This window comes from Streptomyces sp. SM11, assembly GCF_002910905.1.
Classification (GTDB): Bacteria; Actinomycetota; Actinomycetes; order Streptomycetales; family Streptomycetaceae; genus Streptomyces.
In genome coordinates, this window is record NZ_NEUE01000258.1 from 1 (window position 1) to 22,805 (window position 22,805).

The 22,805-nt window shown below is 68.1% G+C and carries 18 protein-coding genes and 3 pseudogenes; 17 read left to right on the forward strand and 4 right to left on the reverse strand.

Annotated elements, in window-relative coordinates; genetic code table 11:
- A partial coding sequence (recA, locus tag B9S58_RS27615) for a recombinase RecA (RefSeq protein WP_103534740.1) occupies nucleotides 1-980 on the reverse strand: 980 nt, incomplete at its 3' end.
- A 248-nt stretch (nucleotides 981-1,228) separates the two neighbouring features.
- Between recA and B9S58_RS27620 the strand changes: the two genes are divergently transcribed.
- The 5 genes from B9S58_RS27620 (at nucleotide 1,229) to B9S58_RS27640 (ending at nucleotide 7,876) form a co-directional block, all read left to right on the forward strand.
- Nucleotides 1,229-1,981, forward strand: a complete 753-nt coding sequence (locus B9S58_RS27620) for a TnsA-like heteromeric transposase endonuclease subunit (protein WP_103534753.1) — start codon at nucleotides 1,229-1,231, stop codon at nucleotides 1,979-1,981.
- Between the two features lie 143 nt (nucleotides 1,982-2,124).
- Nucleotides 2,125-3,381 (forward strand): hypothetical protein, encoded by a 1,257-nt coding sequence (locus tag B9S58_RS39510; RefSeq protein WP_374935715.1) that lies wholly within the window; start codon nucleotides 2,125-2,127, stop codon nucleotides 3,379-3,381.
- 93 nt (nucleotides 3,382-3,474) lie between these two features.
- On the forward strand, nucleotides 3,475-4,653 hold the full coding sequence (locus tag B9S58_RS27630) for a tyrosine-type recombinase/integrase (protein WP_103534741.1): 1,179 nt from the start codon (nucleotides 3,475-3,477) through the stop codon (nucleotides 4,651-4,653).
- Entirely contained in the window at nucleotides 4,650-7,292 is a 2,643-nt protein-coding gene (locus B9S58_RS27635; protein ID WP_258045101.1) for a site-specific integrase, read from the forward strand. The genes B9S58_RS27630 and B9S58_RS27635 overlap by 4 nt, the downstream gene beginning before the upstream one ends.
- Nucleotides 7,289-7,876 (forward strand): DUF6262 family protein, encoded by a 588-nt coding sequence (locus tag B9S58_RS27640; protein ID WP_103534742.1) that lies wholly within the window; start codon nucleotides 7,289-7,291, stop codon nucleotides 7,874-7,876. The genes B9S58_RS27635 and B9S58_RS27640 overlap by 4 nt, the downstream gene beginning before the upstream one ends.
- Before the next feature lie 11 nt (nucleotides 7,877-7,887).
- Here the strand turns inward: B9S58_RS27640 and B9S58_RS27645 are convergent, their stop codons facing one another.
- A complete protein-coding gene (locus tag B9S58_RS27645) occupies nucleotides 7,888-8,655 on the reverse strand; it encodes a hypothetical protein (RefSeq protein WP_103534743.1) in 768 nt (255 codons plus the stop codon).
- 65 nt (nucleotides 8,656-8,720) lie between these two features.
- Here B9S58_RS27645 and B9S58_RS27650 point away from each other — a divergent pair, with 65 nt between their 5' ends.
- The 8 genes and pseudogenes from B9S58_RS27650 (at nucleotide 8,721) to B9S58_RS27685 (ending at nucleotide 16,560) form a co-directional block, all read left to right on the forward strand.
- Nucleotides 8,721-9,650 carry a Mu transposase C-terminal domain-containing protein gene (locus B9S58_RS27650; protein ID WP_308457932.1) on the forward strand — a complete coding sequence of 310 codons (930 nt, stop codon included), beginning with the start codon at nucleotides 8,721-8,723 and terminating at the stop codon, nucleotides 9,648-9,650.
- A pseudogene (locus B9S58_RS27655) lies at nucleotides 9,635-10,229 on the forward strand (AAA family ATPase); the annotation flags it as partial. The gene B9S58_RS27650 and the pseudogene B9S58_RS27655, both read left to right, overlap by 16 nt.
- A 150-nt stretch (nucleotides 10,230-10,379) precedes the next feature.
- Nucleotides 10,380-11,531 (forward strand): tyrosine-type recombinase/integrase, encoded by a 1,152-nt coding sequence (locus B9S58_RS27660; RefSeq protein ID WP_258045102.1) that lies wholly within the window; start codon nucleotides 10,380-10,382, stop codon nucleotides 11,529-11,531.
- Nucleotides 11,532-11,536: 5 nt separating this feature from the next.
- The gene (locus tag B9S58_RS39515) at nucleotides 11,537-14,146 is read left to right on the forward strand and encodes a tyrosine-type recombinase/integrase (RefSeq protein WP_103534746.1); all 2,610 of its coding nucleotides are present in this window, start codon (nucleotides 11,537-11,539) and stop codon (nucleotides 14,144-14,146) included.
- Nucleotides 14,143-14,778, forward strand: a complete 636-nt coding sequence (locus B9S58_RS27670) for a DUF6262 family protein (RefSeq protein WP_103534747.1) — start codon at nucleotides 14,143-14,145, stop codon at nucleotides 14,776-14,778. The genes B9S58_RS39515 and B9S58_RS27670 overlap by 4 nt, the downstream gene beginning before the upstream one ends.
- A 12-nt stretch (nucleotides 14,779-14,790) precedes the next feature.
- Nucleotides 14,791-15,264, forward strand: coding sequence for a hypothetical protein (locus B9S58_RS27675; RefSeq protein WP_103534748.1), 474 nt, complete (start codon nucleotides 14,791-14,793; stop codon nucleotides 15,262-15,264).
- A gap of 187 nt (nucleotides 15,265-15,451) precedes the next feature.
- Nucleotides 15,452-15,916 (forward strand): annotated as a pseudogene (locus B9S58_RS27680) (ATP/GTP-binding protein); the annotation flags it as partial.
- Nucleotides 15,913-16,560, forward strand: coding sequence for a hypothetical protein (locus tag B9S58_RS27685; protein WP_146063574.1), 648 nt, complete (start codon nucleotides 15,913-15,915; stop codon nucleotides 16,558-16,560). The pseudogene B9S58_RS27680 and the gene B9S58_RS27685, both read left to right, overlap by 4 nt.
- Here B9S58_RS27685 and B9S58_RS27690 read toward each other — a convergent pair.
- Nucleotides 16,500-18,014 carry a glycosyltransferase family 39 protein gene (locus tag B9S58_RS27690; RefSeq protein ID WP_103534755.1) on the reverse strand — a complete coding sequence of 505 codons (1,515 nt, stop codon included), beginning with the start codon at nucleotides 18,012-18,014 and terminating at the stop codon, nucleotides 16,500-16,502. The genes B9S58_RS27685 and B9S58_RS27690 overlap by 61 nt on opposite strands.
- Nucleotides 18,015-18,302: 288 nt before the next feature.
- Between B9S58_RS27690 and B9S58_RS27695 the strand changes: the two genes are divergently transcribed.
- The 3 genes from B9S58_RS27695 to B9S58_RS27705 all read left to right on the forward strand — a co-directional run bounded on the left by B9S58_RS27695 (nucleotide 18,303) and on the right by B9S58_RS27705 (nucleotide 21,353).
- Nucleotides 18,303-18,983, forward strand: coding sequence for a response regulator transcription factor (locus B9S58_RS27695; RefSeq protein WP_103534750.1), 681 nt, complete (start codon nucleotides 18,303-18,305; stop codon nucleotides 18,981-18,983).
- Entirely contained in the window at nucleotides 18,970-20,535 is a 1,566-nt protein-coding gene (locus tag B9S58_RS27700; RefSeq protein ID WP_103534751.1) for a cell wall metabolism sensor histidine kinase WalK, read from the forward strand. Before B9S58_RS27695 ends, B9S58_RS27700 begins: the two co-directional genes overlap by 14 nt.
- A 473-nt stretch (nucleotides 20,536-21,008) precedes the next feature.
- Nucleotides 21,009-21,353: a hypothetical protein gene (locus tag B9S58_RS27705; protein ID WP_146063576.1), complete on the forward strand. Its 345-nt coding sequence runs from the start codon at nucleotides 21,009-21,011 to the stop codon at nucleotides 21,351-21,353.
- A gap of 709 nt (nucleotides 21,354-22,062) precedes the next feature.
- Here B9S58_RS27705 and B9S58_RS27710 read toward each other — a convergent pair.
- Nucleotides 22,063-22,218: pseudogene (locus B9S58_RS27710) on the reverse strand (transposase); the annotation flags it as partial.
- Nucleotides 22,219-22,406: 188 nt separating this feature from the next.
- Here B9S58_RS27710 and B9S58_RS27715 point away from each other — a divergent pair.
- A partial coding sequence (locus B9S58_RS27715; protein WP_219818896.1) for a helix-turn-helix domain-containing protein occupies nucleotides 22,407-22,805 on the forward strand: 399 nt, incomplete at its 3' end.

The following is a 22,805-nucleotide window of genomic DNA, read 5'->3' on the forward strand; positions in this document are numbered from 1 at the left end:
AGCTTCTCCAGGATCTTCTTCTCGATCTCGTTGGCGAGGTCGGGGTTGTCCTTGAGGAAGTTGCGGGCGTTCTCCTTGCCCTGGCCGAGCTGGTCGCCCTCGTACGTGTACCAGGCGCCGGCCTTGCGGACGAAGCCGTGCTCCACGCCCATGTCGATCAGTCCGCCCTCGCGGCTGATGCCCTGGCCGTAGAGGATGTCGAACTCCGCCTGCTTGAACGGCGGCGCGACCTTGTTCTTGACGACCTTGACGCGGGTACGGTTGCCGACCGCGTCGGTCCCGTCCTTCAGCGTCTCGATCCGCCGGATGTCCAGACGCACCGAGGCGTAGAACTTCAGCGCCCGGCCACCGGTCGTGGTCTCCGGCGAACCGAACATCACGCCGATCTTCTCGCGGAGCTGGTTGATGAAGATCGCGGTGGTCTTGGACTGGTTGAGCGCACTGGTGATCTTGCGGAGCGCCTGGCTCATCAGGCGGGCCTGGAGACCCACGTGCGAGTCGCCCATCTCGCCCTCGATCTCGGCGCGTGGCACCAGGGCCGCCACGGAGTCGATGACGATCAGGTCCAGGGCGCCGGAGCGCACCAGCATGTCGACGATCTCCAGCGCCTGCTCACCGTTGTCCGGCTGGGACAGGATGAGGCTGTCGATGTCGACGCCGAGCTTCTTCGCGTACTCCGGGTCCAGCGCGTGCTCGGCGTCGATGAACGCCACCGAACCACCGAGCTTCTGCGCGTTCGCCACGGCGTGCAGCGTGAGCGTCGTCTTACCGGAGGACTCCGGCCCGTACACCTCCACCACACGGCCGCGCGGCAGACCGCCGACCCCGAGGGCGACGTCGAGGGCGGTCGATCCCGTGGGGATGACCTCGATGGGCTCGTTCGGCCGCTCACCGAGGCGCATCACCGCACCCTTGCCGAACTTCCGCTCGATCTGTGCGAGTGCGGTGTCCAGCGCCTTCTCGCGGTCGGTTCCTGCCATGAGCTGTCACCCGGTCCGATTGAGTGGCACGCCGCATGTCGGAGAACGTGGGCGTCTACTGCCGACAACGGACGTGTCGGAGATCCAAAAGCGAACATCCGATCGAATTTCGTGTCCAGTGAAAGGTATCAAACGGAGAAGAAGCGGGACGGGTGTCCCGTGCCATCGAAGTTTGATCTTTGCCACCGAATGTTGATCATTAGTAAGTTCGTGCCACCGAAGTTTGATCAGCACGGGGTGCTGTGGGGGTGGCAGTGGGGCAGCTCGTGGATGCGTACGCGGATCCTGACCTGGGGACGTTCGAACTGGGGTTCTTCGAGGATGGAGTGCACGTTCGGCGGTCGCTTGCGGCCTGCTGGGGTGTCCGTTTCGAGCGGGTGGCGCCGGTGCGGCCGTTCCGCTGGCCCAAAGGCGGGATCAGCTTCGCGGGCTGGTACTTCTGCGCGACGACGGGCGAGCACATCGGCTACGAGTCCTGGCTGGAACGGGACCGCCTGATCCTTCTGGACGCGGATCCGCAGGTGACGGGGATCGCGTCGCAGCCGTTCTGGCTGCACTGGCACGACGGCCAGCGCCAGCGTCGGCATGCCCCCGACTACTTCGTGCGCCTAGCGAGCGGGCGCGGCCGGGTGGTCGATGTCCGTGCCGCGGATCGTGTCGATGAGGCGACAACGGAAGCGTTTGAGGCGACAGAGCGGGCCTGCCGGGCGGTGGACTGGGAGTTTGTCCGGGCCGGGATCCCGGACCCGGTACTGATGGCGAACATGCGCTGGCTGTCTCGCTACCGCAGACGGCGGTGCCTGCGCCAGGACGTTGCCGATCGGCTGATGGAGGTCTTCGCGGAGCCGCGGCCGCTGCGGCCCGGAGCCGCGGAGGCGGGTGATCCGCTGATGGTGCTGCCGGTGCTGTTCCATCTGGTGTGGTCCGGCGTCCTGGTGATCGACGTTGCCTCGCGGCTGCTGGGCTCCGACTCCGTGGTCTACGTGGTAAGGGGGTTGTGATGGGACGGCTGAGGCGGCCGGAGAGCCTGACTGTCGGGGAAAGGGTCAGGTTCGGCGGGCAGGTTCGCCTGGTTCTGGCGGTCTCGGGCAGGGCGGTCACGCTATCGGACATGGGCGGGAGGCCTCGGGCTGTTCCTCCGGCTGTGCTGTTCGCCGACGACGACTTCGAGGTCGTGGACAGCTCGGGACGGATGCCGTTGCCGCCAGTGTCTCTGCTGGAGACCCTGCCGCAGGCGGCGTTGGAGAAGGCCTTGTGGTGGGAGGGCCACATCTTGGAGGTCCTCCATGGTCTTCCGCCGGATGCGGATGCGGGCGCGGAGCCGAAACCCCAGTACGCCCTGTCGCGTTCTCTGACCGCGCGGGAACGGGCGAAGGCCGTCGATCTGACTTCGGCGGGGCACAAGGTGACAGCGGGCACGGTCGCGAACTACCGGCGCCGCTACGAGAAGGGCGGGGTGATGGGGCTGGCTGACCATCGGCCGGTCCGGCGGACACCGAAGTACGGCACGGTGGACGAAGCGGTCGTGGAGGCGATGCGTCAGGCGATCAGTGAGGCTACCGACGCATCGACCCGCACTGGCACCTTCCTGCTCTGGCGGACCGAGCAGATCCTCAAGGCCAGCGATATCGGCCGGGAGGTGAGGCTGCCTTCACGCCGCACGCTCTACCGGCTGCTGGACAGGCTCACTAGCGGCACCCACACCAGCGGCTCGGCAAAGACCCGCAGGTCACGGGCGCATGGAGCGTCCGCGCCGTTCGGTGAGTTGCCCGCGTTCGCGCCGGGTGAAGTGATGCAGATCGATTCCACCCCGCTGGACGTGTTGGTCCGCCTGGACGATGGGGTGGCCGGCACCGTTGAGCTGACCGGCATGGTCGACGTCGCGACCAGGACGGTGAGCGCGGCGGTGCTGCGGCCCTCGACGAAGGCAGTCGATGCCAGCGTGCTGCTGGCTCGCACGGTCACCCCGGAACTGATGCGGCCGGGCTGGGTTGACGCTCTTCGGATGTCCCGCTCGGTGCTGCCGCACCGTCGGCTGCTGCCCCTGGACGAACGCCTTGAGCACGCCGCCGGCCGGCCGGTGATCGTCCCGGAGATGATCGTCTGCGATCACGGCAAGGCGTTCACGTCCCGCAACTTCCTCGCCTCCTGCCGCTTCCTTCAGATCGACCTTCAGCCCGCGCACAAGGGCTCGCCCTTCGAGAAGGGCACGATCGAGAAGACGCTCGGCTCCGTGGGCACCCTGTTCACCCAGTTCCTGCTCGGCTTCACGGGCCGCAGCGCCGACCACCGCGGCCGGCATTTGGATGAGGAACCGCTGTGGTCCTTGCTGGAACTCCAGGAGCTCCTGGACGAGTGGATCGTCGCCCACTTTACCGACCGTAGTTTGTGCTGTTCGTGATGTCTGTTCGAGCCTGTGGCGTGGACGTCATGGACTCGTTTACCGACCGGGTTCAGGACGTCCGCCATGTTCTGGAGTCGGTACGGAGGACGAATGGTGCGGCACCTCGTGGTCGGGGACTTGAGGGTCCAGCGGATCGAGCGGAGGGGCGGGAAGAGGTCGTGGACGGTCGTCTGGCCCGAGGGCACGCTTCACACCGAGGCGGACAGGTTCCTGCGGGTCCATGACGGCTCGGGCACGCAGAAGACTTACGCGTACTACCTGGTAGATCATCTCCGGTGGCTGGAGCGTGAGTGCCTGGCCTTCGACAAGGTCGCGCTGCGGGACCTTGAGCGCTACATGGGCGTCGTCGGCGCCGAGGTCCACATGCCGCTCGGGGAGCCGTGGCGGATGGGCAAGCGCCCCTACGGCCGGTCCGCGCTGTCGACCGCGGCGTCCTGCCTGAAGGGCTTCTACCTGCACCAATCCTCTCTCGGCGTCAACGTGGACCTCGGTGGAAAGCTCGATGGCACGCGTCTGCCATCTCGGGTGGACCGGCACCGCTCGCTCCTCGGACACGTGAAGACCACGATGCCGGCGAACCCGCTCGCACCGAAGGGACCGCACCGGCGTCACCCGAAGATGCTGCCCGACGGCGCCAGAAAGAAGCTGCTGGCGACGGTGAACTCGGCACGGGACCGGATGGTGGTGACCTGGCTGGCCGACGGCGGATTGCGGATCGGCGAACTCTGCGGGCTAAACCTGGTCGACCTACACCTGCGCGAGAACGCGGCCTGCGGCGAGTGCCGCGCCCCTCACCTGCACGTCTGCCACCGGCCCGGCAACCCGAACCGGGCCGAGGCCAAGACCAAGCACCCCTGGCGGGTCGAGCACGGAACGGTCACCGGGGGGCTGATCAAGCGGGTCAGTCCGGCGATGGTGCACTCCTACTTCGAGTACCTCACCAGCGAGTACCCGCGCGAAGCCGGACACGGCATGCTTCTGGTCCAGCTGAACGGGACCCGCACCGGGCAGTCGTGGGCGCCGGTCGGGGCCCGGCGGATGCTCGGCCGGGCCGGGAAACGCGCCGGCCTCGGGCTGGTGAAACCCCATGCCTTCCGCCACACGTTTACTTCCGCAGTCCTCGACGCCGCTGACGGCAACCTGCTGATCGCCCGGGACGCCGGCGGCTGGGCCTCGGCTGCCACGGTCGACGAGGTCTACGGACACGTCGACGTCCACGACCCCGCCTTCGACTCCGCTCTGCGCACGGTCTGGGGTGAGACGCGGTGACCACGACTGTTCTGGTCCCGGTGCGGGACGGCCGAGAGGGCCGCGACCGGTTGGAGATCATGACCGCGCTGGTCAGCTCTCCGTCCTTCGACCCGGTGTTCCGCTCGGTGATCGTCGAGATCCCTCCGGACCACCCTGTCTACCGATGGGTCTGCCTGGTCACCGACTGCGAGCGGCCGAAGATGGGCCGGGGCGACCTCTGTGGCGCCCACGAGACTGCATGGCGTCAGGTCCGCGCCGAGCGGTCCCGAGCGGAGTTTCTGCGCACGACCGATCCGGTCGGGCACGGCGAGGAACTGCGCGAGCGACCGTGCCGCCTCTGCCCCGGGCGGCCCGCGCGACAGCTGACCCTGGAACTGTGTCATCACCACCAGTTCAGCTGGTATCACCACCACGACCGGCACGGCGACGCCGCCGACTTCGACACCTGGTTGGCCAAGCAGTTGCCCAGGCCCGGATACGGACGCTGCAAAGCCGTGGTCTGCCCTGACCTGGCGGAATCGCCCCTGGGGCTCTGCTATCGGCACCACCGGCGCTACCGCAGGGAGGGAGGGCCAGGCGGCGCGACGCTGCCAACCCAGTGGGGCAACCGCTACGAGCGGGTCGGCTTGCCGGTGCCGGTCACCTACGAAAACGAGTCGGACTTCCGGTGGTGGTGCTCAAGGACAGCGCCGGTATCCCGACCAGGACAGGTCAACCTCCGCGGCCTGCACCCGCTCCTGAGGGCCGAGATCCAATGGGGGCTGTCCGTCCATGCCCGTGGATCGGGCAGGCGCTGGGAAATCACTCACATCCAGGGCCTGGCGGACTACTGCCGCGAGCACGGGCTTCATTCGCTCACCGACCTGGCCGCCGACAGCCTGGACGCGGAGAAGGAGAAGGGGCTGCTGAGCACGGCCGGCTGGGACGCCGCCTACCTCGCCCGGACCCTCCTCGACCTGCTCACCCCAATCTATGTGACGCCGGATCAGACCCGCGAGCAGGGTTACCTGAACACCGAGCACTTCGGCCGACGGCTGAACAACCGGTCACCGCACATGGACCTGACCTCGATATCCCAGCGATGGCTCCGTGACCTGGCTTGGGATCACTTCGCCGCGATACTGCGCTCGCCAAGCTGTCCGCGCTCAGGTCATACCTTCGACGGCACCCGGCGGGCCTGCATCGAGCTCAGCGCCTTCCTAGAGGTCCGGGCCCCGGGCGGCGGGCACGACCCAAAGCTCCTTCAGGCGGAGCACGTCCACGAATTCGCCGCCGACCAGCGGCTGCGGGAGCTGGACGGGCTGCCGTCCCTGGGAATGAAGGGCCTGCACGGGAAGCCGTCCATCGTGACCGCCTACACCCGCCAGATGGTCTTCACCCGCACCCGACGGATTCTCCTGGAAACCCTGGAATCCGGTGAAGCCGAACGGCTCGGCCTGGACCGGGGTTTCGTCACCGCCATGCCCTCTCCGGGAAAGATCGTCACCCGGACGCGAAGCCCGTTCTCCGATGAGGTCGCCCAGGCCCTCGCCGCGGAGGCGAACCTGCAGATGCTCTCCGCCTGCCACGACCCGGCCGACCGCGGACTGCGCGACGCCTGGGAGACCATCGTTGTCACCGGACGGCGCTGCAGCGAGGTGATCAAACTGCGTCTGGACTGCCTGGGTCGCTACGGCGGTCTCCCGATGCTCTGGCACGACCAGACGAAGGTCGGCAACTACGACGCCGCGATCCGTATCCCCGAACAGCTCCACCAGCGGCTGGAAGCCCGGCAGCGCAAGACCCTGGCGTTGTTCGCCGCTCGCCACAACCGCCCGCCGACCCCGGAGGAGCGCGCCCACCTGCCGCTTTTCCCCAGCAACCAGCGCAACAGCGACAGCCGTCGGCCCCTGTCCTACCAGTGGTTCCACCGGGGCTTCAAGGCATGGATAAACGACCTCGACATCGGCCGGTGGGTGCCCCATCAAGCCCGGCACTCGCTGGCGACCAGCCTGCTGCGAGCCGGAGCGAGTCTGACCCATATCCGCCGCTACCTCGGCCAGGTCTCCGAGCGCATGGCCGAGCACTACGTCCACCTCGCCCAGTCCGACCTGGAAGACGTGCTGCAGCACGTCTGGGTCGCCGGTCCCGGCGCCGCCAACCCTGGCGAGATCCTTACCGACAACCTCACCCCACTCACCCGAGAGCACGCCATGGCCATCGCGATCCACCTCGGCCGCCGCAGCACTCCCGCAGAGGGAGGGTTTTGCACCTTCCAGCCCGTCGTCGACGGCGGCGACTGTCCCTGGAGTCTCAACTGCCACTCCTGCGACAAGTTCGTCCTGTCCGGGGCCGATCTCCTCTACTGGAGGCGCAAGCGGGAGCAGTGGCGTCTGCTGGCCGAGGGCGCCCCGGACGACGCCACCGCCGACTACCTGCACGCCTACTTCGAACCCACCGCCCGCGCCATCGACGGCTTGGAGAAGGCCCTGGCCAGCCTCGGCCTCCTCGACGAGGCTCTCGCCCTGGACCTGCGTAAACCCCAGGACTACTTCCACCGCGTATGGTCCACCGCCTTCCGCGCCACCGACCTCGCGGACGCGGGCGGCGACGAGCCGGACGAGTACAGCGATACGTGCACCGCCGACGGCGACAACCCCGAACAGGACGCTGCATGAACACCGCCACCGTTCCCGAACCCCGCACCGCGGCGGCCCTGGCCGCCCGCCGCCGCAAGACCGAAGCCGCCCTTGAACGCGTCCACCAGGCCATCGCCCGCCTCCGACGTGAGAAAGCCCAGATCAGTGCCGCCGCCGTCGCCCGCCGGGCGGACGTCTCGCGCACCTTCCTCTACGACAACGCCGAGGCCAGAGCCGCAGTCGCCACAGCGATGGCTCAGGCTGGCGAACGCCGGTCCCGAGCGCTTGCTGACCAGGACGACGAGCGCGAGGCGACCTGGCGCGAACGGGCCCTGAACGCCGAAGACGCCCTCAAGGCCGCCCACGACGAGATCCTCGCCCAGCGCACCCGGGTCAGTGAACTCCTCGGCCAGGTAAGCGACTTGGAAGCCGAATGGACACAGGAGGCCGTCCAGCGGATCACCACCGAGAACACCACCCTCAAGCAGCGGGTCCGCCAGCTCACCACCGACAACCGCACTCTCGACGAGCGACTCAAAGCCGCCCGCTCGAACCTCCGCTTCCAGGACCGGCGCGTTGCCGACCTGGAAGCGCGTCTCACCGGCCCGGGATCAGCCACCTAATCCTGCTTCTGCTAGTCGGTGTCGATGGCACGCCTGAGCTCTGCGTTCAGGGACAGGTAGTACGCAGTGTCCGAAGAACGGGCGTAGGAGCAGACCAGGCAGGCACCGCTTCCGGTGTCCGGGATTTCGGTGGGATAGTCGAGCTTGAAGCTCTCGTACTCGCATACTGCACAGCATTCGAGCTCGGAGCCCTCCCGATCTGGGTTGTGCTTGGGGTGGGGATACTCGACGAGCTCGGGAGCGCGTTCGGCGCGCGCCTGCGCTTCATCCCCGCCGAGAAATTCGAGATACGCCTGCGCCCGGTCTCGGTCGTAGCGGTCTCGGACCTCAGCCTTGATCCATAGCCCATCGCTCGCCACTTCGGTGATACGCCTGAGGGCCGGGTGCCTGTCGAGGGTCAGGAGCGCGTCAACGTGGCTCCGCTCCAGGGTTCCCGGCCCGCGACCGTGGCGAGGGGCCTGAGTTTTTGTGACACCCTCTCGGAGGGTGTCTGTGTCAACGCGGATGCCCTCCGAGTCCCCATGATCGGTCCACGGTATGAGGCGGGTGCCGTCCGGCTGGGCGTCCGTCTTCTCCTCGATGACCGTGAGGAGCTGTTTCGCGGACCGCATCCATGAGCCTTTGGGGTCGCGTTCTTCCCCGGGCCACTGGGCCGCGACGATAGCGAGGAGCCCGTTGCTGAGGGCCTGATCGAAGATCGCCTCACATCCGGGGACTTCGTGGTCTGCGCCCAGTACTACCGTGCAGTGGGCGTATTGGTAGGCGCGTTCTATCTCCATCGGCTGATTATCTCGGCCGGCCGGGAGAGCTCTAAGCGGTTTCCGCAGAGTCACGCTGCGGGTCTGTGTTACCGCCGCGTCGGCGCAGGTCGCCGAGCCTGGTGGTCGCCGGACCGGTCTCGGGCGATGACGCCGCCGCGTGCGGGCAGTCCGTGCGGCGCGTTCCGGAAGACGGGCCGCCCCACGAGACCACCTGGCAAGCTTCAGCAACAGGCCCAACTCTCCATTGCGAACATGTAGTCTATGAATCGTCGCAGTTCAGAGCGGGTATCCGAGCTCCTGCGGTCGGTAAAAGCGGCTGGCAGAACCGTCCGCATGACGGGCTGCGGGACCCGGCCGCACCCGGCCGGTCGTTTACCCCCAACGAGAAGTACGCCACGCTCGTCGAGGCCTGCGGCTACGTTCCGGTCGCACTCAGCGGCGACGACTACGTCGAGCTGCTGCCCTCGCTCTGGCGGGTGGTCAACGACTACGGCATCAAGATCAAGCGCCGCACCTACGACAGCCCGGCCCTGACGGGCCTGCGGCGCCAGCACTCCGGCGTCAAGGAAAAGAAGGGGTTGTGGGAGGTCCACCACGACCCCTACGACATCTCCCGGATCTGGGTACGCGACCACCACACCGGCAGTGGCTGGATCGAGGCCACCTGGAAGCACCTGAACCGCGTTCCCGTCCCCTTCGGAGAGCTGGCCTGGGACCACGCCGCCCAGGGCCTGCCCGAGGCGACCGAGACCGAGATCGCTGACGCGGTCGCTGCCCTGCTGGCCAAGGCACATGCCGGATCCGGCCAGCCTGCGAAACCGAAACGAGCCGCCCGGGACAAGCGGGTCGTTGCCCGCACCCGTGCCACCGGACCTACAACCCCCGCCCCCGTTGCCCCGACCGACTCCGGGCCCCCTGCCCCGGAAGTGCCGGGTGAGGACACCGAATCGCTGGCCGAAGTGATCCCGCTGGGACTGTTCAACCCGCTCGAAGATCCATGGAGACGCACGTGACCGTTCCCGGCCACATATCCGACACTGCCCTGAATGCGACAGAAGAACAGGGCCGGGCATCAGCTGACGACCCGGCAGGGATGGCGCCGCTTCACCGCCGCCCCTCCCGCACCGCCCGCACTGCTGAGCACGGAGGAGTACGACCTGCTGGAGCCGCTCCAGCGGCAGCTCTACGACGAGGACCGGCTCGACCACCATGGCCGGCTGCGAGTGGTCGCAACCTCGACGGTCCGCCACACCGTCACCTGCGGACGCCGTCTGGTCCTGCTCAACAAGCACGCGATCAGCGCCCGCCGCGGCCTGATCGTCTCCGGCCCCGCCGGCACCGGCAAGACCATCGCCATCACCCAGCTCGGACAGGCACACGAGCTCCTCGACCAGGCCCGCCACCCGCACGCCACCGACCGGATCCCAGTCGTCTACATCACCGTCCCGCCCGCCGCGACCGCTCGCATGGTTGCAGCCGAGTTCGCCCGCTTCCTCGGCCTCCCAGTCCGCCGCAGCTCCAACATCACCGACATCATCGAGGCTGTCGTCGGCGTCTGCACCGACACCCGCACCGGGTTGATCCTGGTCGATTTTACCGACCGTGAGTTGTGTTGCCCGTGATGTCCGTCTGGGCCTGTGACGTGGGCGTCATGGGCTCGTTTACCGACCGGGACCGGGACGTCTGTCATGTTCCGGAGTCGGTACGGAGGACAAGTGGTACGGCACGTTGTGGTCGGGGACTTGAGGGTCCAGCAGATCGAGAGGAAGGACGGGCGGCGGTCGTGGACGATCGTCTGGCCCGAGGGCACTGTCCATACGGAGGCGGACCGGTTCCTGCGGCAGCATGACGGCTCGGGAACGCAGAGGACGTACGCGTACTTGCTGGTAGATCACCTGCGGTGGCTGGAGCGCGAATGCCTGAACTACGGCACAGTCCAACTGCGGGACCTGGAGCGCTACATGGGCATCGTCGGCGCCGAGGTCCGCATGCCGCTCGGCGAGCCGTGGCGGGTGGGCAGGCGCCCCTACGGCCGGGCCGCGCTGTCGACCGCGGCGGCCTGCCTGAAGGGCTTCTACCTGCACCAAGCCTCCCTCGGCATCAACGGCGAGCTCGGCAAGAAGCTCGACAAGTCCCGGCTGCCGTCGCGAGTGGACCGGCGCCGCTCGTTCCTCGGGCACGTGAAGTCGTCGCTGCCCACGAACCCGCTCGCACCCAAGGGGCCGCATCGCCGGCACCCGAAAATGCTCCCCGACGGCGCCCGGGAGAAGTTGCTGGAGACGGTGAACGCGGCCCGGGACCGACTGGTGGTGACCTGGCTCGCCGACGGGGGCCTGCGGATCGGCGAGCTCTGCGGGCTGCACCTGGTCGACCTGCACCTGCGCGAGAACACGGCCTGCGGTGAGTGCCGTACTCCGCACGTCCACATCTGTCATCGCCCCGGAAATCCGAACCGGGCCGAGGCGAAGACCAAGGAGCCCTGGAAGGTCGAGGGCGGGACGGTGACCGGCGGGCTGATCAAGAGGGTCAGCCCGGCGATGGTGCACACCTACTTCGAGTACGTCACCACCGAGTACCCGCGCGGGGCTGGGCACGGCATGCTCCTGGTCCAGCTGCACGGCACGGATACTGGGCAGCCGTGGGCACCGGTCGGAGCCCGCCGGATGCTCGGCCGGGCTGGCAAACGCGCTGGTCTGGGGCTCGTGAAACCCCACGCCTTCCGGCACAACTTCACGAGTGCGGTCCTCGACGCCGCGGGCGGCAACACCCTGATCGCCCGGGATGCCGGCGGCTGGGCCTCGGCCGCGATGGTCGATGAGGTCTACGGGCACGTCGATGTACACGACCCGGTGTTCGACGCCGCGCTTCGTACGGTCTGGGGTGAGGACCGGTGAAGCGGATGGAGTTCCTGCGTCCGCTCTACGCGGAGCGTCCGGACCGGCAGGAACGCGACCGGCTGGAGATTCTCACAGCGCTGATCAACACGCCGTCCTTCGATCCGGTCTTCCGCGCCGACATCGTGCGGATCCCGCGCGGGCACGCCATCTACCGGTGGGAGTGCGTGGTCGCTGGCTGCGAGCGAGCGCGGGGCGGCGGCGACCTGTGCTCGATCCACCGCCAGGAGTGGGCCCAGGCAAAAGAGCGCGGGATCGGCAAGGCCGCCTTCATCTCCGCGGCTCAGCCGCTGGGGGCCTTCGCCTCGCGGGAGGACGCGGTCTGCCGGATCTGCCCCGAGCGTCCCGCAGACCGTCATGATCTGCGGCTGTGTCAACGTCACCGCAACCGGTGGAAACTGCACCGCCAGCAGCACGGCGAAGGCGCGGACTTCGCCGACTGGGTCAGCCACCAGCAGGTCTTTCCCGGCTACGGTCCCTGCCGGGTGGCGGTCTGCCCCTCGCTGGCCGACTCCCCGCTGGGGCTGTGTCCCGGGCACGATGCCCACTACGGCAAGCAGGGACGGCCCGGCGGGGCGAGTCTGCCGGACAGCTGGTGGCAGCGATACGAGCACCACGGGGCACCGGTCCCGGTCAGCTTCGGCGACGAGGAAGCCTTCCGCTCCTGGTGCGCGCGGGAGACCGCGCTGCCCTGGCCGGGGCAGCTCAACCTGCGCGGTCTGCGACCGCTGGTGCGGGCCGAGCTCCAGTGGGGGATGTTCGTGCACACCCAGCGTCCCCGGGCGAGCCGTTGGGATCTGGCCTGGCTACAGAAGCTGGTGACCACCTGCCGGGCCGGCAGCGTGAACTCGCTGATCGACCTTGACCTGAGCAGCTGCAACCAGTTCACCGGCGGCATCACCAAGGAGATCCTCCACGAACTACGGCTGGTCTACTTCACTCCCGAGCAGGCCAAGGAGAGCGGCTTCCTGGAGACCGAGCACTTCGGCGTCCGCTTCGCCCACCGCAGCGGCCACATCGATCTCAGCGGCATCCCGCAGCGCTGGCTGCGGGACCTGACCTGGGATCATCTCGCAGACCTGCTGCGGTCCCCCCGCTGCCCCCGAACCGCCGGCGTTCTGGACGACTTGCGCCGGGCTGCACTCGAACTCGGAGTGTTCCTGGAGCTCGACGCACCGGGCGACGGCCATGACCCGACCGTGCTGCGGAGTGAGCACGCACAGCGTTTTGTTGCCGATCAGCGCCGCCGTGAACGCGATGGCCTGCCGTCGCTGGCGATCAAGCGCCCCGGCGGGTCTCCCAGCACCATCACCCTCATCACCCGGAGCATCGTCTTCAATGCTGCCCGGCGGCTGCTGCGGGAGGCGATGGACAGCGGGGCGGCCGAACGCATCGGCCTGAGCCGGGAGTTCATCACGGCCATGCCCGCCGCGGGCAGTTCGACGCTGTGGGCCCGCCGCCCGTTCCCCGACGAGGTCGCCCGGGCCCTGGCGGACGAGGAGAACCTCGCCCGCCTGACCGACAGCGACACCCTGGACCTGGGGATGCGCGACATCTGGGAGGCGACCGTCATCACCGGCCGCCGCATCGGCGAGGTCCTCAAAGTGCGGTGGGACTGCCTGGGCCGCTACGGCGGGCTGGCGATGTTCTGGCACGACCAAACCAAGGTCGGCAACTACGACGCGGCGATCCGGATCCCCGAACGGCTCCACGACCTGCTCGCCGAGCGGCAGCGCAAGACCCTGGACCGCTTCACCGCCGAGCACGGCTACCGCCCGACAGGCACTGAACGCACCCAACTCGCCCTGTTTCCCACGACCCACCGCAACCCGGACGGGACGGTCTCTCTGACGCACCAGTGGTTCTACAGCCGCTTCCGGCCCTGGGTCGACAACCTCGACCTCGGCCACTACGTCCCCCATCAGGCCCGTCACACGCTGGCGACCAGCCTGCTGCGGGCCGGAGCGAGCCTGACCCACATCCGGCGCTACCTCGGCCAGGTCTCCGACCGCATGGCCGAGCACTACGTCCACCTGACCAGCGACGACCTGGAGAACGTCCTCCAACACGTATGGGTCGCCGGCCCCGGAACCGCCAACCCCGGCGAACTCCTCGCCGGGGAGACCACCCCGCTCACCCGCGAGCAGGCCCAGGCCCTCGCCATCGACCTCTCCCGCCGCAGCACCCCGGCCGAGGGCGGGTTCTGCACCTTCCAGCGCGTCGTCGACGGCAACACCTGCCCCTGGAATCTCGACTGCCACAACTGCGACAAGTTCGTCCTGTCCGGCGCCGACCTGCTCTACTGGCGCCGGAAGCGCGAGCAGTGGCGGCTACTGGCCGAAGGCGCCCCGGACGACGCCACCGCCGACTACCTCCACCGCTACTTCGAACCCACCGCCCGCGCCATCGATGGCCTGGAGAAGGCCCTGGCCGGCCTCGGCCTGATCGACGACGCCCTCGCCCTGGACCTGCGCAAACCCCAGGACTACTTCCACCGTGTCTGGTCCACCGCCTTCCGCGCCGCCGACCTCGCCGAAGCGGGCGCCGACGAGGAGAGCGAGTACAGCGATGCGTGCACAACCGGCGACACCGATCCCGAACAGGACGTCGCATGAAGACCGCCACCGTTCCCGAGCCCCGCACCGCGGCGGCCCTGGCGGCCCGCCGCCGCAAGACCGAGACCGCCCTCCAACGGGTCCACGAGGCCGTCGCCCGGATCCGACGCGAGAAGGCTCAGGTCAGCGTCGCTGCCGTCGCTCGCCGCGCGGACGTCTCCCGCACCTTCCTCTACGACAACCCCGAGGCCCGGACCGCGGTCGCGTCTGCGATGGCCGAGGCCGGCGAATGCCGGACCCGGATCCTCGCCGACCAGGACGACAAGCACGAGGCGACCTGGCGCGAACGCGCGCTGAACGCCGAGGACGCTCTCAAGACCGCCCAGACCGAGATCCTCGCCCAACGCACCCACATCGGCGAACTCCTCGGTCAGATCCGCGACTTGGAAGCCGAGTGGACCGAGGAGGCGATCCAGCGGATCACCACCGAGAACACCACCCTCAAGCAACGGATCCGCCAGCTCACCGCCGACAGCCGCACCCTCGACGAGCGGCTCAAAGCCGCCCGCTCCAACCTCCGCTTCCAAGACCGACGCATCGCCGATCTCGAAGCCCGCCTCGCCGACCCCGGTTCAGCACTCTCCGCGACAGGCCCTGGACCAGCCGCCGGCGGTGAGAGCAGCGACCCGTGACACCATGCGCGCATGCACTTCGAGCTCGCCCCGCCCATAGGCGTCGGCCCTCTGCGAATTGGTATGTCACGGCAGGCCGCGAACAACGCGCTGGACTCGCTGCGGGAACCGACGGCGATCTCCCCGTCCGACCAAGCGGGTCAGCACATCTTCCGGCCGAGCGGGCTGATGATCAGTATCGGATGCGCACGTGACCAGCTGGAATCTGTGGAGCTGGGACGCCCTTCCGAGCCGTCGGACGTCGTGCTCTTCCACGGCATCGACGTCTTCGGCCTGCCAGCACGCGAGGTCGCGACCCGCATGTCCGACGTCACGGCCATCGCCGCCGACGACGAGGACCCCGCATCATTCGTCGCGCCAGACCTGCTGCTCAGCTTCTGGCGCCCCTTCGACGGCGATGACGAACCGGACGACGAGCAGGGCTACTACTTCAACTCCGTGCTGCTGGCCCGGCCCGGCTACTACGACGGCCCCGGCCATCGCTAAGCCCGGACCAGCCATGTGATCTTGCCTCGCCGACCTCTTCACGGCCCGTCCACCATCCCGGTGGACGGGCCGTCCCATGAGACCACCCAGACGAGCTACAGCAACGACCCCGACTCGCCGTCGCGGACATGTAGTCTATGAATCGTCGCAGTTCAGAGCCGGTATCCGAGCTCCTGCGGTCGGTAAAGTCGATGAGCTGCACAACATCTCCCTAGCCAGCCGGAGCGGCGCTGAAGTCGCTGACACCCTCAAGTACTTCTCCGAAAGGATCCCGGCGACGTTCGTCTACGCCGGGATCGACATCGAGCACTCCAACCTGCTGTCCGGAACCCGCGGCCAGCAGATCGCCGGCCGGTTCACGCTCATCCCCACTAACCCATTCCCCTACAACGAGGAGTGGAAGGGACTGGTCGCCACGCTTGAAGGCACTCTGCTTCTGCACCGCCACAGGCCCGGCACTCTCACCCGCCTGAACCGCTACCTCCACGAACGGACAGGCGGGATGATCGGCGCCCTCTCCCACGCCATCCGCGGAGCCGCGATCGACGCTGTCCTCACCGGCGAGGAGGCCATAACGCAGCAGTCCCTCGACGCGGTCCCCCTGGATCATGTCGCGCAGTCCCTGCCCCGCACCGCCGGCTTGCGCCGGTGAGCGCGGACCTGCCCAAACCACTGGCTCCGCTACCGATCAACGTCCGGCCCCGGCTCGGCGAGACCACCATCCACTACGTTCAGCGGCTCGCTCGCGCCAACCACCTCAGGACCAGCTACCTTCTCTGGATTCTCAGCCAACCCACCCGCACAAGGAACCTCCGCTTGCGGATCGACCGGCTGGCCGCGCTCAGCGGAAGATCCGTGGAGATCCTCAAGATCACCCTCGCGGATACCGACTCCACCCAACAGCCAGATCTGGGCCCCGCGAGTCGACGGTGGGAACGGATAGCCACCACCAAGGCACGCGACCGCACCTTCAACATCATCGGACAGATGAAGAACCACGCCAGCTGGAGCCAGAGCACTCTGCGTCAGATCTCTGACACCTGGAAGGTCCCCGAGTGGCTCGTCAAGAGGATCCTTAGCCCGCGCTTCCCCAACCGCGCACCAGTGGGCCGCGTCCTGATCTCAGAAGATCACCACTCCAAACTCGCCGCCCTCTACGAGGAGGGCATGACGGCCGCGCAGGCGTGGTACGAACTCATCGACAACCACGACACCTGGATCAAGCCCTCTGCCGTTCAGCACCATTTCGCCCTATTCGATCTTACGCGAGGCACCACCCTCACAGTGGATGAGTAAGCTTCTTCGAGTTGATTACGGATCGGGTGATGATCGTGAAGTGCAACGAGCGAGGCCCCCGGCCTGTTGATTGAGATGTCTGACGTCTCCCTTACTGGCCGCAGAGCTTCTGTGCTGACCATTTGATGTCCGGCACGAAGCGTGGGGGCTATATTTCGGGTATAGAGCGTGATTCCTGCGCCGTTGACCTCATTCGTCGTGTGCGCGCGGAAATGGTGTAGAAGAGTAGCTCTCTTCGCTTTTTCTCGCGGATCCTCGGGTGCGTGTATGCCTGCTGCCCTCACGACGATGATCCGGTCGAACAGCTTCATACGTGCGGCAATCTCTGGGGCGGGGTACTCGACACCTGCGAGGGTGTTCGATGCCACGGGGTCCCGCGCCAGGGCGATATCGACCAGGAGGCGTGTGTCGTCGGGGTCGGCGGCGGTCAGCGTCCGTTGCTGACTGGAGAGGTAGAGGAGCCCGTCGCCGGGGCGGCCTTCTGTGCGGACGGCGGCGCCGATGGTGGTGGCATCGTTGCTCCGGCTCTGGGGCGTCCTCAGCGAGCTGCTCAGCGGTGCGAGCGCTACCAGAGCCACGGGCGCCGCGACGTACACGGTCCAGGAGTATCGCGGCAGCCTGTGGACGTACTCCAGGAAGGCGCCCAATAGGAGAGCGAGCCCGATGTCGCTGAAAAGGACGTATCGGTCCACAAAGATTGGCTTGACCAGGGAGACAATCAGCAGCAGGGCACCCGGAAGCAGGAGCAGCGGCACAGCCAGCGCGGTCAGCCGGACAGTCCCTTGGCTCCGCAGGGGTGCTCGTGTGCACACCAGCCCGACCATCACCGCAGCCAGCCACGGGTAGGGGCGCACCGGTTCGCCGATCCAGGACACCTGCTCCGACTGGCCCGCGCTGACGATCGCCAGCGGCAACAGCCCTGCCACCACGCCAGCAGCGGTGACACTCCACGCCCTCAGCACTGACTTGGGAAGGCGCGAGACGATCAGCGTGACACCGTGTGCGGCAAGGGCCATAGCTGCGAACTCGTGGAGCAGGCAAGCCAGGAGCATGGTGAAGCCGTACACGGTCCACCGCCAACGGCCGCGCCGTGACGAGCTGACCACCAGGGCATAGCTCGCCCAGGCGATCAGTGCGCAAACCATGGCGTAGGACCGGCCCTCCTGCGCGTACTTCTGCACCTGAGGGAGGAGGGCGAACACAAGCCCAGCCGTAACTCCGGCACGAGGTCCCGCCAGACGCAAGCCGAGAAGACCCACTCCAGCCGCCGCAGCGGCCATGGCCAGCACGGACGGTAGCCGCAGGGAAAGCAGCCCGGCGCCGAACACGTCGAAGACGACGTGCATCACTGCGTAGTACAGAGCGTGGACGAGGTCGACCTGCTGCGCCGTTTCCCACAGCTGGTACAACTCGCGTTGCGCGAGCCGGTAGGTGACTGCCTCGTCCCCCCACATCGTGTTCTCTCTGCGGATGCCCCACATTCCCAGGGCAAGGGACAGTGACGCTGGGGCGACGGCGGCCAGGGCCGTCGTCGGAGCGGAGAGCGGCCGGGCAGTGGGCGGCTGACCCGGGAGCCCGGTGACGCGGGCGAGGGCGGGCGCACGTACAGCGAGCGACATCTGAGGAAGGGCCTTTCAGGCGGCGTGGATATCGCCAGCGTGCCCGGCCCACTTGACCGGCTGCTGACCCAACCTGATCGGTCGATCAGGAACGGCCGCGGGCCCTATGCCAGGCTACGAAGCATGCGCATCCTGGTGGTTGAAGACGAGGTGGACCTCGCCCGCACCCTGCACACCGGTCTGACGGCCGAGGGGTATAGCGTCGACCTCGCCCACGACGGGCGGCAGGGGCTGTGGATGGCCAGGACAGGTGCATACGCCGCTGTCGTCCTGGACTTGATGCTGCCCGGCCTCAACGGCTACAAGGTCTGCGCCCAGCTGCGCCGCGAGCGCAACGCGACTCCGATCCTGGTGCTCACCGCCAAGAACGGGGAGTGGGACCAGACGGAGGCACTGGACACGGGCGCCGACGACTACCTGGCCAAGCCCTTCTCCTACCTGGTGCTCGTCGCGCGGCTCCGGGCCCTGGTGCGACGTGCCGCAGCCGTCGCCCCGCCTGTCCTCGCCGTCGGGGACCTCTCGCTGGATGTCGCCGCCCGGGTCTGCCGCCGGGCGGGGGCCCGGGTGGACCTCACCGCCCGGGAGTTCGCCGTGCTGGAACTGCTGGCCCGGCGGGCGGGGCAGGCCGTTTCCAAGGCGGATCTGCTCTACCACGCGTGGCCCGATGACGCCCTGGACCCGAATCTTGTGGAGGCGCGCGTCAGCGTTCTGCGCAAGAAGGTGGACGCCCCGTTCCACCGGCAGTCCCTGCAGACCGTGCGAGGCATCGGCTACCGGCTGGTTGACGACCGTGAACGCCGCTGAGTCGCGACGGCGCTGGTGGCCCCGGTCCGTACGCGCCCGCACCGCCGTAACCGTCGCCTCGACCGCCGCAGCTGTCCTGCTCGCCATCGGCTGGTGGCTGCACCACGACGTCTACCGTCAAAGCGCCCAGATCGCAGAGGACCAGGCCCAGGCCCCGCTTCTCGCGCTCGCCGACCAACTACGGCAAGGAGTGACCCCCAGCCCGAGGAGCCCCGTGCCGTACGAGGTAGTCGCCTCCGGACGCAGCACCCCCGTCGCGTCCGGCGGAGGGATGGACGCCTTCCCTCCCGGCAGCCGCCATGTGCTTCCCGAACCACCCGCCTCCTCCACGCCCATTGATGATCATGATGGGGGCTTCGGCTATGCGAGCTACGAACTACGCGTCCCGGAGCGCAACGACGCCGTCCGCAGCTTTGAGCTGGGCGGCAGGACATACCCCGTTCTCAGCACCGACATCTGGGCCGGTGAACTGACACGAGAGCAGAGAGCCGCCCTGGGCGTTTCCCCGGACGCCATCATGCAGGTCTACGTGGTGGTGCTCCCCCACACCGCCGAGGCGATCACCGCCAACATCGACCTCCTGCTGCTACGCGCCGCACTCGCCGGCCTGCTGCTGATCTCCGCCGTCACCTACTTCACCGTACGCATCGCCCTGCGGCCGGTCGAAGCGATCCGCACCGCCACCGCGTCGGTCACCGCCGGCGACCCGAGAGAGCGGGTCACCGTGCCCGCCACAGGACACGAGATCACCGCCCTGGCCACCACCATCAACACCACCCTGCAACGCCTCGACGAGGCAGCAGCCCAGCAGAGACGCTTCGTCGCGGACGCCGCACACGAACTCCGCAGCCCCCTCACCACCCTGCTGACCAGCCTGGAAGTAGCACTCGCCTACCCTGAACGCACCGACTGGCCCGCCGCAGTCAACACCGCGGCGCGGCAGACCCGACGCCTTCAGAACCTCGCCGAGGATCTACTGCTCCTCGCCCGCCTCGACGCCCAGGCACCCTCGATGGACAGCGGTCCCATCGACCTGGCCGCCCTGGCCCACCGCCTTGTCGAGCAGGGCGTGCCACCGGACCGACCGGTGACCCTCACGGCACACACCACCGCTCCCGCATACGTGCACGGCAGCCCCAGCGACCACGAACGACTCCTGCGCAATCTCATCGACAACGCCGCCCGCCACGCCACAAGCCGCGTCCGGATCACCATCCGGAACCAGCTCGAATACGTCGAACTGTCCGTCCACGACGACGGGCCGGGCATCCCCGTCGAAGAATCCGAGCGGATCTTCGAACGTTTCGTCCGGCTGGACGAAGCCCGGACCCGGGGCCACGGAGGCACCGGCCTCGGACTCCCCATCGCGCGTGAACTCGCCCACCGCCAGCGTGGCAGCCTCGTCCTGGTCCCCTCGGACCTCGGAGCGTGCTTCCATCTACGCATCCCCCGAGAAACCCCGGGCCGTCCTGACGCCAGCACCCCCCGACGAGACCGCCCTGACCGTGCGATAACTGCCGACCGATCCGCTCAGAACGGTCCCGCGCGCTGACAGACCGACAACCACTGCCCCCGATCGGCACACCCTGCCGACCCAGGCGTAGACCACCGCAACAACGGGCCCCACACAGCCCAGAACTGCCACCAGCCCACCGGAACGAAGCCGTCGCCCTGAGGCCCGGAGGGCCAGGCGTCCACAAGAGCGCACTCCTGCTCGTTCAAGGTCAACCACCTGCTAGTGCGGCAACGTTGAAGAAGCTCAGTGATCCAGACCACTCAAAATTCGATGGCACGTGCTCAAACTTCGATGGCACAGGACAACGGGGTACGCACTGGACCGCTCCGTACGCAGACCGCGCCGCCCGCTTTCCCTTGCTGATGGCGGCATCGTCGAATGTCGTCTCGTGGTGGTCTCTACCGGGGTGCTGTGCCCCGGTCTGCTGGTCCGGGGCCCCTGGACGCGGAGGGCGTCCGTCCTGGCTCTCGCCGCTGGGGTACTCGCGGCGGGGTTCTGTCTTCGCGGCAGTGCTGGAGCGTACGCAACTGTCGCCCGACCGGATGTACCACTCGGCCGCTGTCATGATGACCGTCCTGTTGGCGCAGCCCGCCGTGGCGTTCCGCGTCGAACTCCTCGGCGCGCTGCGTCGCCGGTCACGGCACGCGGACACGTTGGGCCTCGTCGGGCGGAACGACCTCGGCCTGGGGGTGACCGTGCCGGCGCACGGCGAACCCGCCGTGTGCTGCCTGCCCGGACGGGCTCCACGGATCCTCGTGACCACCGGTGCCATGAATCTGCTCACCGCTGAACAGCCGGCGGCGACGCCGGAGCGCGAGCGGACCCGCATCGGGAGGGGCGTCATCACCTGGTGAGCGCCGTGGCCGAGGGCTTCGGGCGGATCCTCCGAGGGCTGCCGCTGACCCGGCGGTCCTGTCGGGGTGCCGTTTGCCGCTCGGAACGACTGCGGACAAAAGCGACTTGAGGTACAGCTCGCACGAAGTGCCGGCCACCGGCCTTCATTCGGTGGCGTCGGCCCGGCCGGGGTGGCGGACCGTGTCGCGTTCGGAGCCGGGGGATCGTCCGGCTGCGGTGTCACCTGCTGAACAGGGCGCGTGCGGTGGTGTACGCGGTGCCGCTTCATGCGAGGAAGTCGATGAGCGCGGCAGTGAGGACGCCGCCCACGGCCTTGAGGATCCGGTCCTTGCGGGCGTCCCCGGTGGCATCGGACATGATGACAGGCCGGGGACGGCGCTTCACACCGTGCTCCGTGATGTCCATGCACCGGGTGATCTGACGGTTGCTCAACCACGGGATGGCTCCCCGGGGTGTCCCTGCCTCGCGTTCGGTGAGTCGTGGCCGCCGGTTCTCGTGGCGGGCCGTGGAGGGGGCCAGTTGGATGAGCTGGTGCAGAGCCTCGGGCGTCACGGCGGCGGTGCCGCACCTGCCCCGCGCGAGCACCTCGTCGAGCGTGGCCCTCCAGGTCCTCCAGATGCAGGGCGGTGTTGGCGAGCACCCGATGAGGAGTGTCGGCGGGGAATCCACCGTGCTCATCTCCGTGCTCGTGCTCGTCCTGCTGCCACCGCCGTGGCGGGCCCGTTCAGCCCGTACCCAGTTACGCAGCGTCTCGCGGCTGATCCCCAGATCCTTGCCGATGCCCTCGAAGGTGTGGCTCGGGTCCGACAGGTACAGCGCGACAGCGTCCGCCTTGAACTCGGGCGAGTAGACCTTCATCACCATAAGAGATCCCTCCTACCCGGCCCCTGCCGGGCTCAGAGGTGTCCACCACTCGGGGACAGGTCCCCCGGTTCCACGGCGGGGAGTCGGTCGGCATGGCCCGCCACTTCGTTCCGTTGTCGACTTCTGACCAGCTAGTGTCTCGTGATTCCGTCAGCATTACTTGATCTTGTGTGGCAGGGTCTCTTGGTATGGAGCTCTCCGTGGAACAGGCCGCCGAGTTGCGGGAGTTGGTGAACAGCAGGGACGTGCCTGCGGACATAGCCACGCGGGGCCGGATCGTGTTGTGGTCGGGCGAGGGGCGCCGCCGCAAGGACATTGCCGAGCTGCTCGGAGTGTCGCTGCCGACCGTGGACCGCTGGAAGACCCGCTATGCCGAGCAGGGCCTGGCCGGGCTGGAAGGGGAGCGTCCCGGTGGCGCACGGGAACAGGTGCCGGTGCGGGTGCGGGCCAGGGTGATCGCGCTGACGCGCATGACGCCACCAAGCGGCACAGGGCTTTCGCACTGGTCCGCACGGGAGTTGGCGAAGTACCTGGAGCGGACCGAGAACATCACCGTGTCCTGGCACTACATCGCGCGCATCTGGCGG

Bases quoted from the DNA above. Each gene is read 5' to 3' on its own strand.
- B9S58_RS27630 (WP_103534741.1), top strand. From the start codon at position 3,475: ATGGTGCGGCACCTCGTGGTCGGGGACTTGAGGGTCCAGCGGATCGAG.
- B9S58_RS27640 (WP_103534742.1), top strand. From the start codon at position 7,289: ATGAACACCGCCACCGTTCCCGAACCCCGCACCGCGGCGGCCCTGGCC.
- B9S58_RS27645 (WP_103534743.1), bottom strand. From the start codon at position 8,655: ATGGAGATAGAACGCGCCTACCAATACGCCCACTGCACGGTAGTACTG.
- B9S58_RS39515 (WP_103534746.1), top strand. From the start codon at position 11,537: ATGGAGTTCCTGCGTCCGCTCTACGCGGAGCGTCCGGACCGGCAGGAA.
- B9S58_RS27670 (WP_103534747.1), top strand. From the start codon at position 14,143: ATGAAGACCGCCACCGTTCCCGAGCCCCGCACCGCGGCGGCCCTGGCG.
- B9S58_RS27675 (WP_103534748.1), top strand. From the start codon at position 14,791: ATGCACTTCGAGCTCGCCCCGCCCATAGGCGTCGGCCCTCTGCGAATT.
- B9S58_RS27690 (WP_103534755.1), bottom strand. From the start codon at position 18,014: ATGTGGGGGGACGAGGCAGTCACCTACCGGCTCGCGCAACGCGAGTTG.
- B9S58_RS27695 (WP_103534750.1), top strand. From the start codon at position 18,303: ATGCGCATCCTGGTGGTTGAAGACGAGGTGGACCTCGCCCGCACCCTG.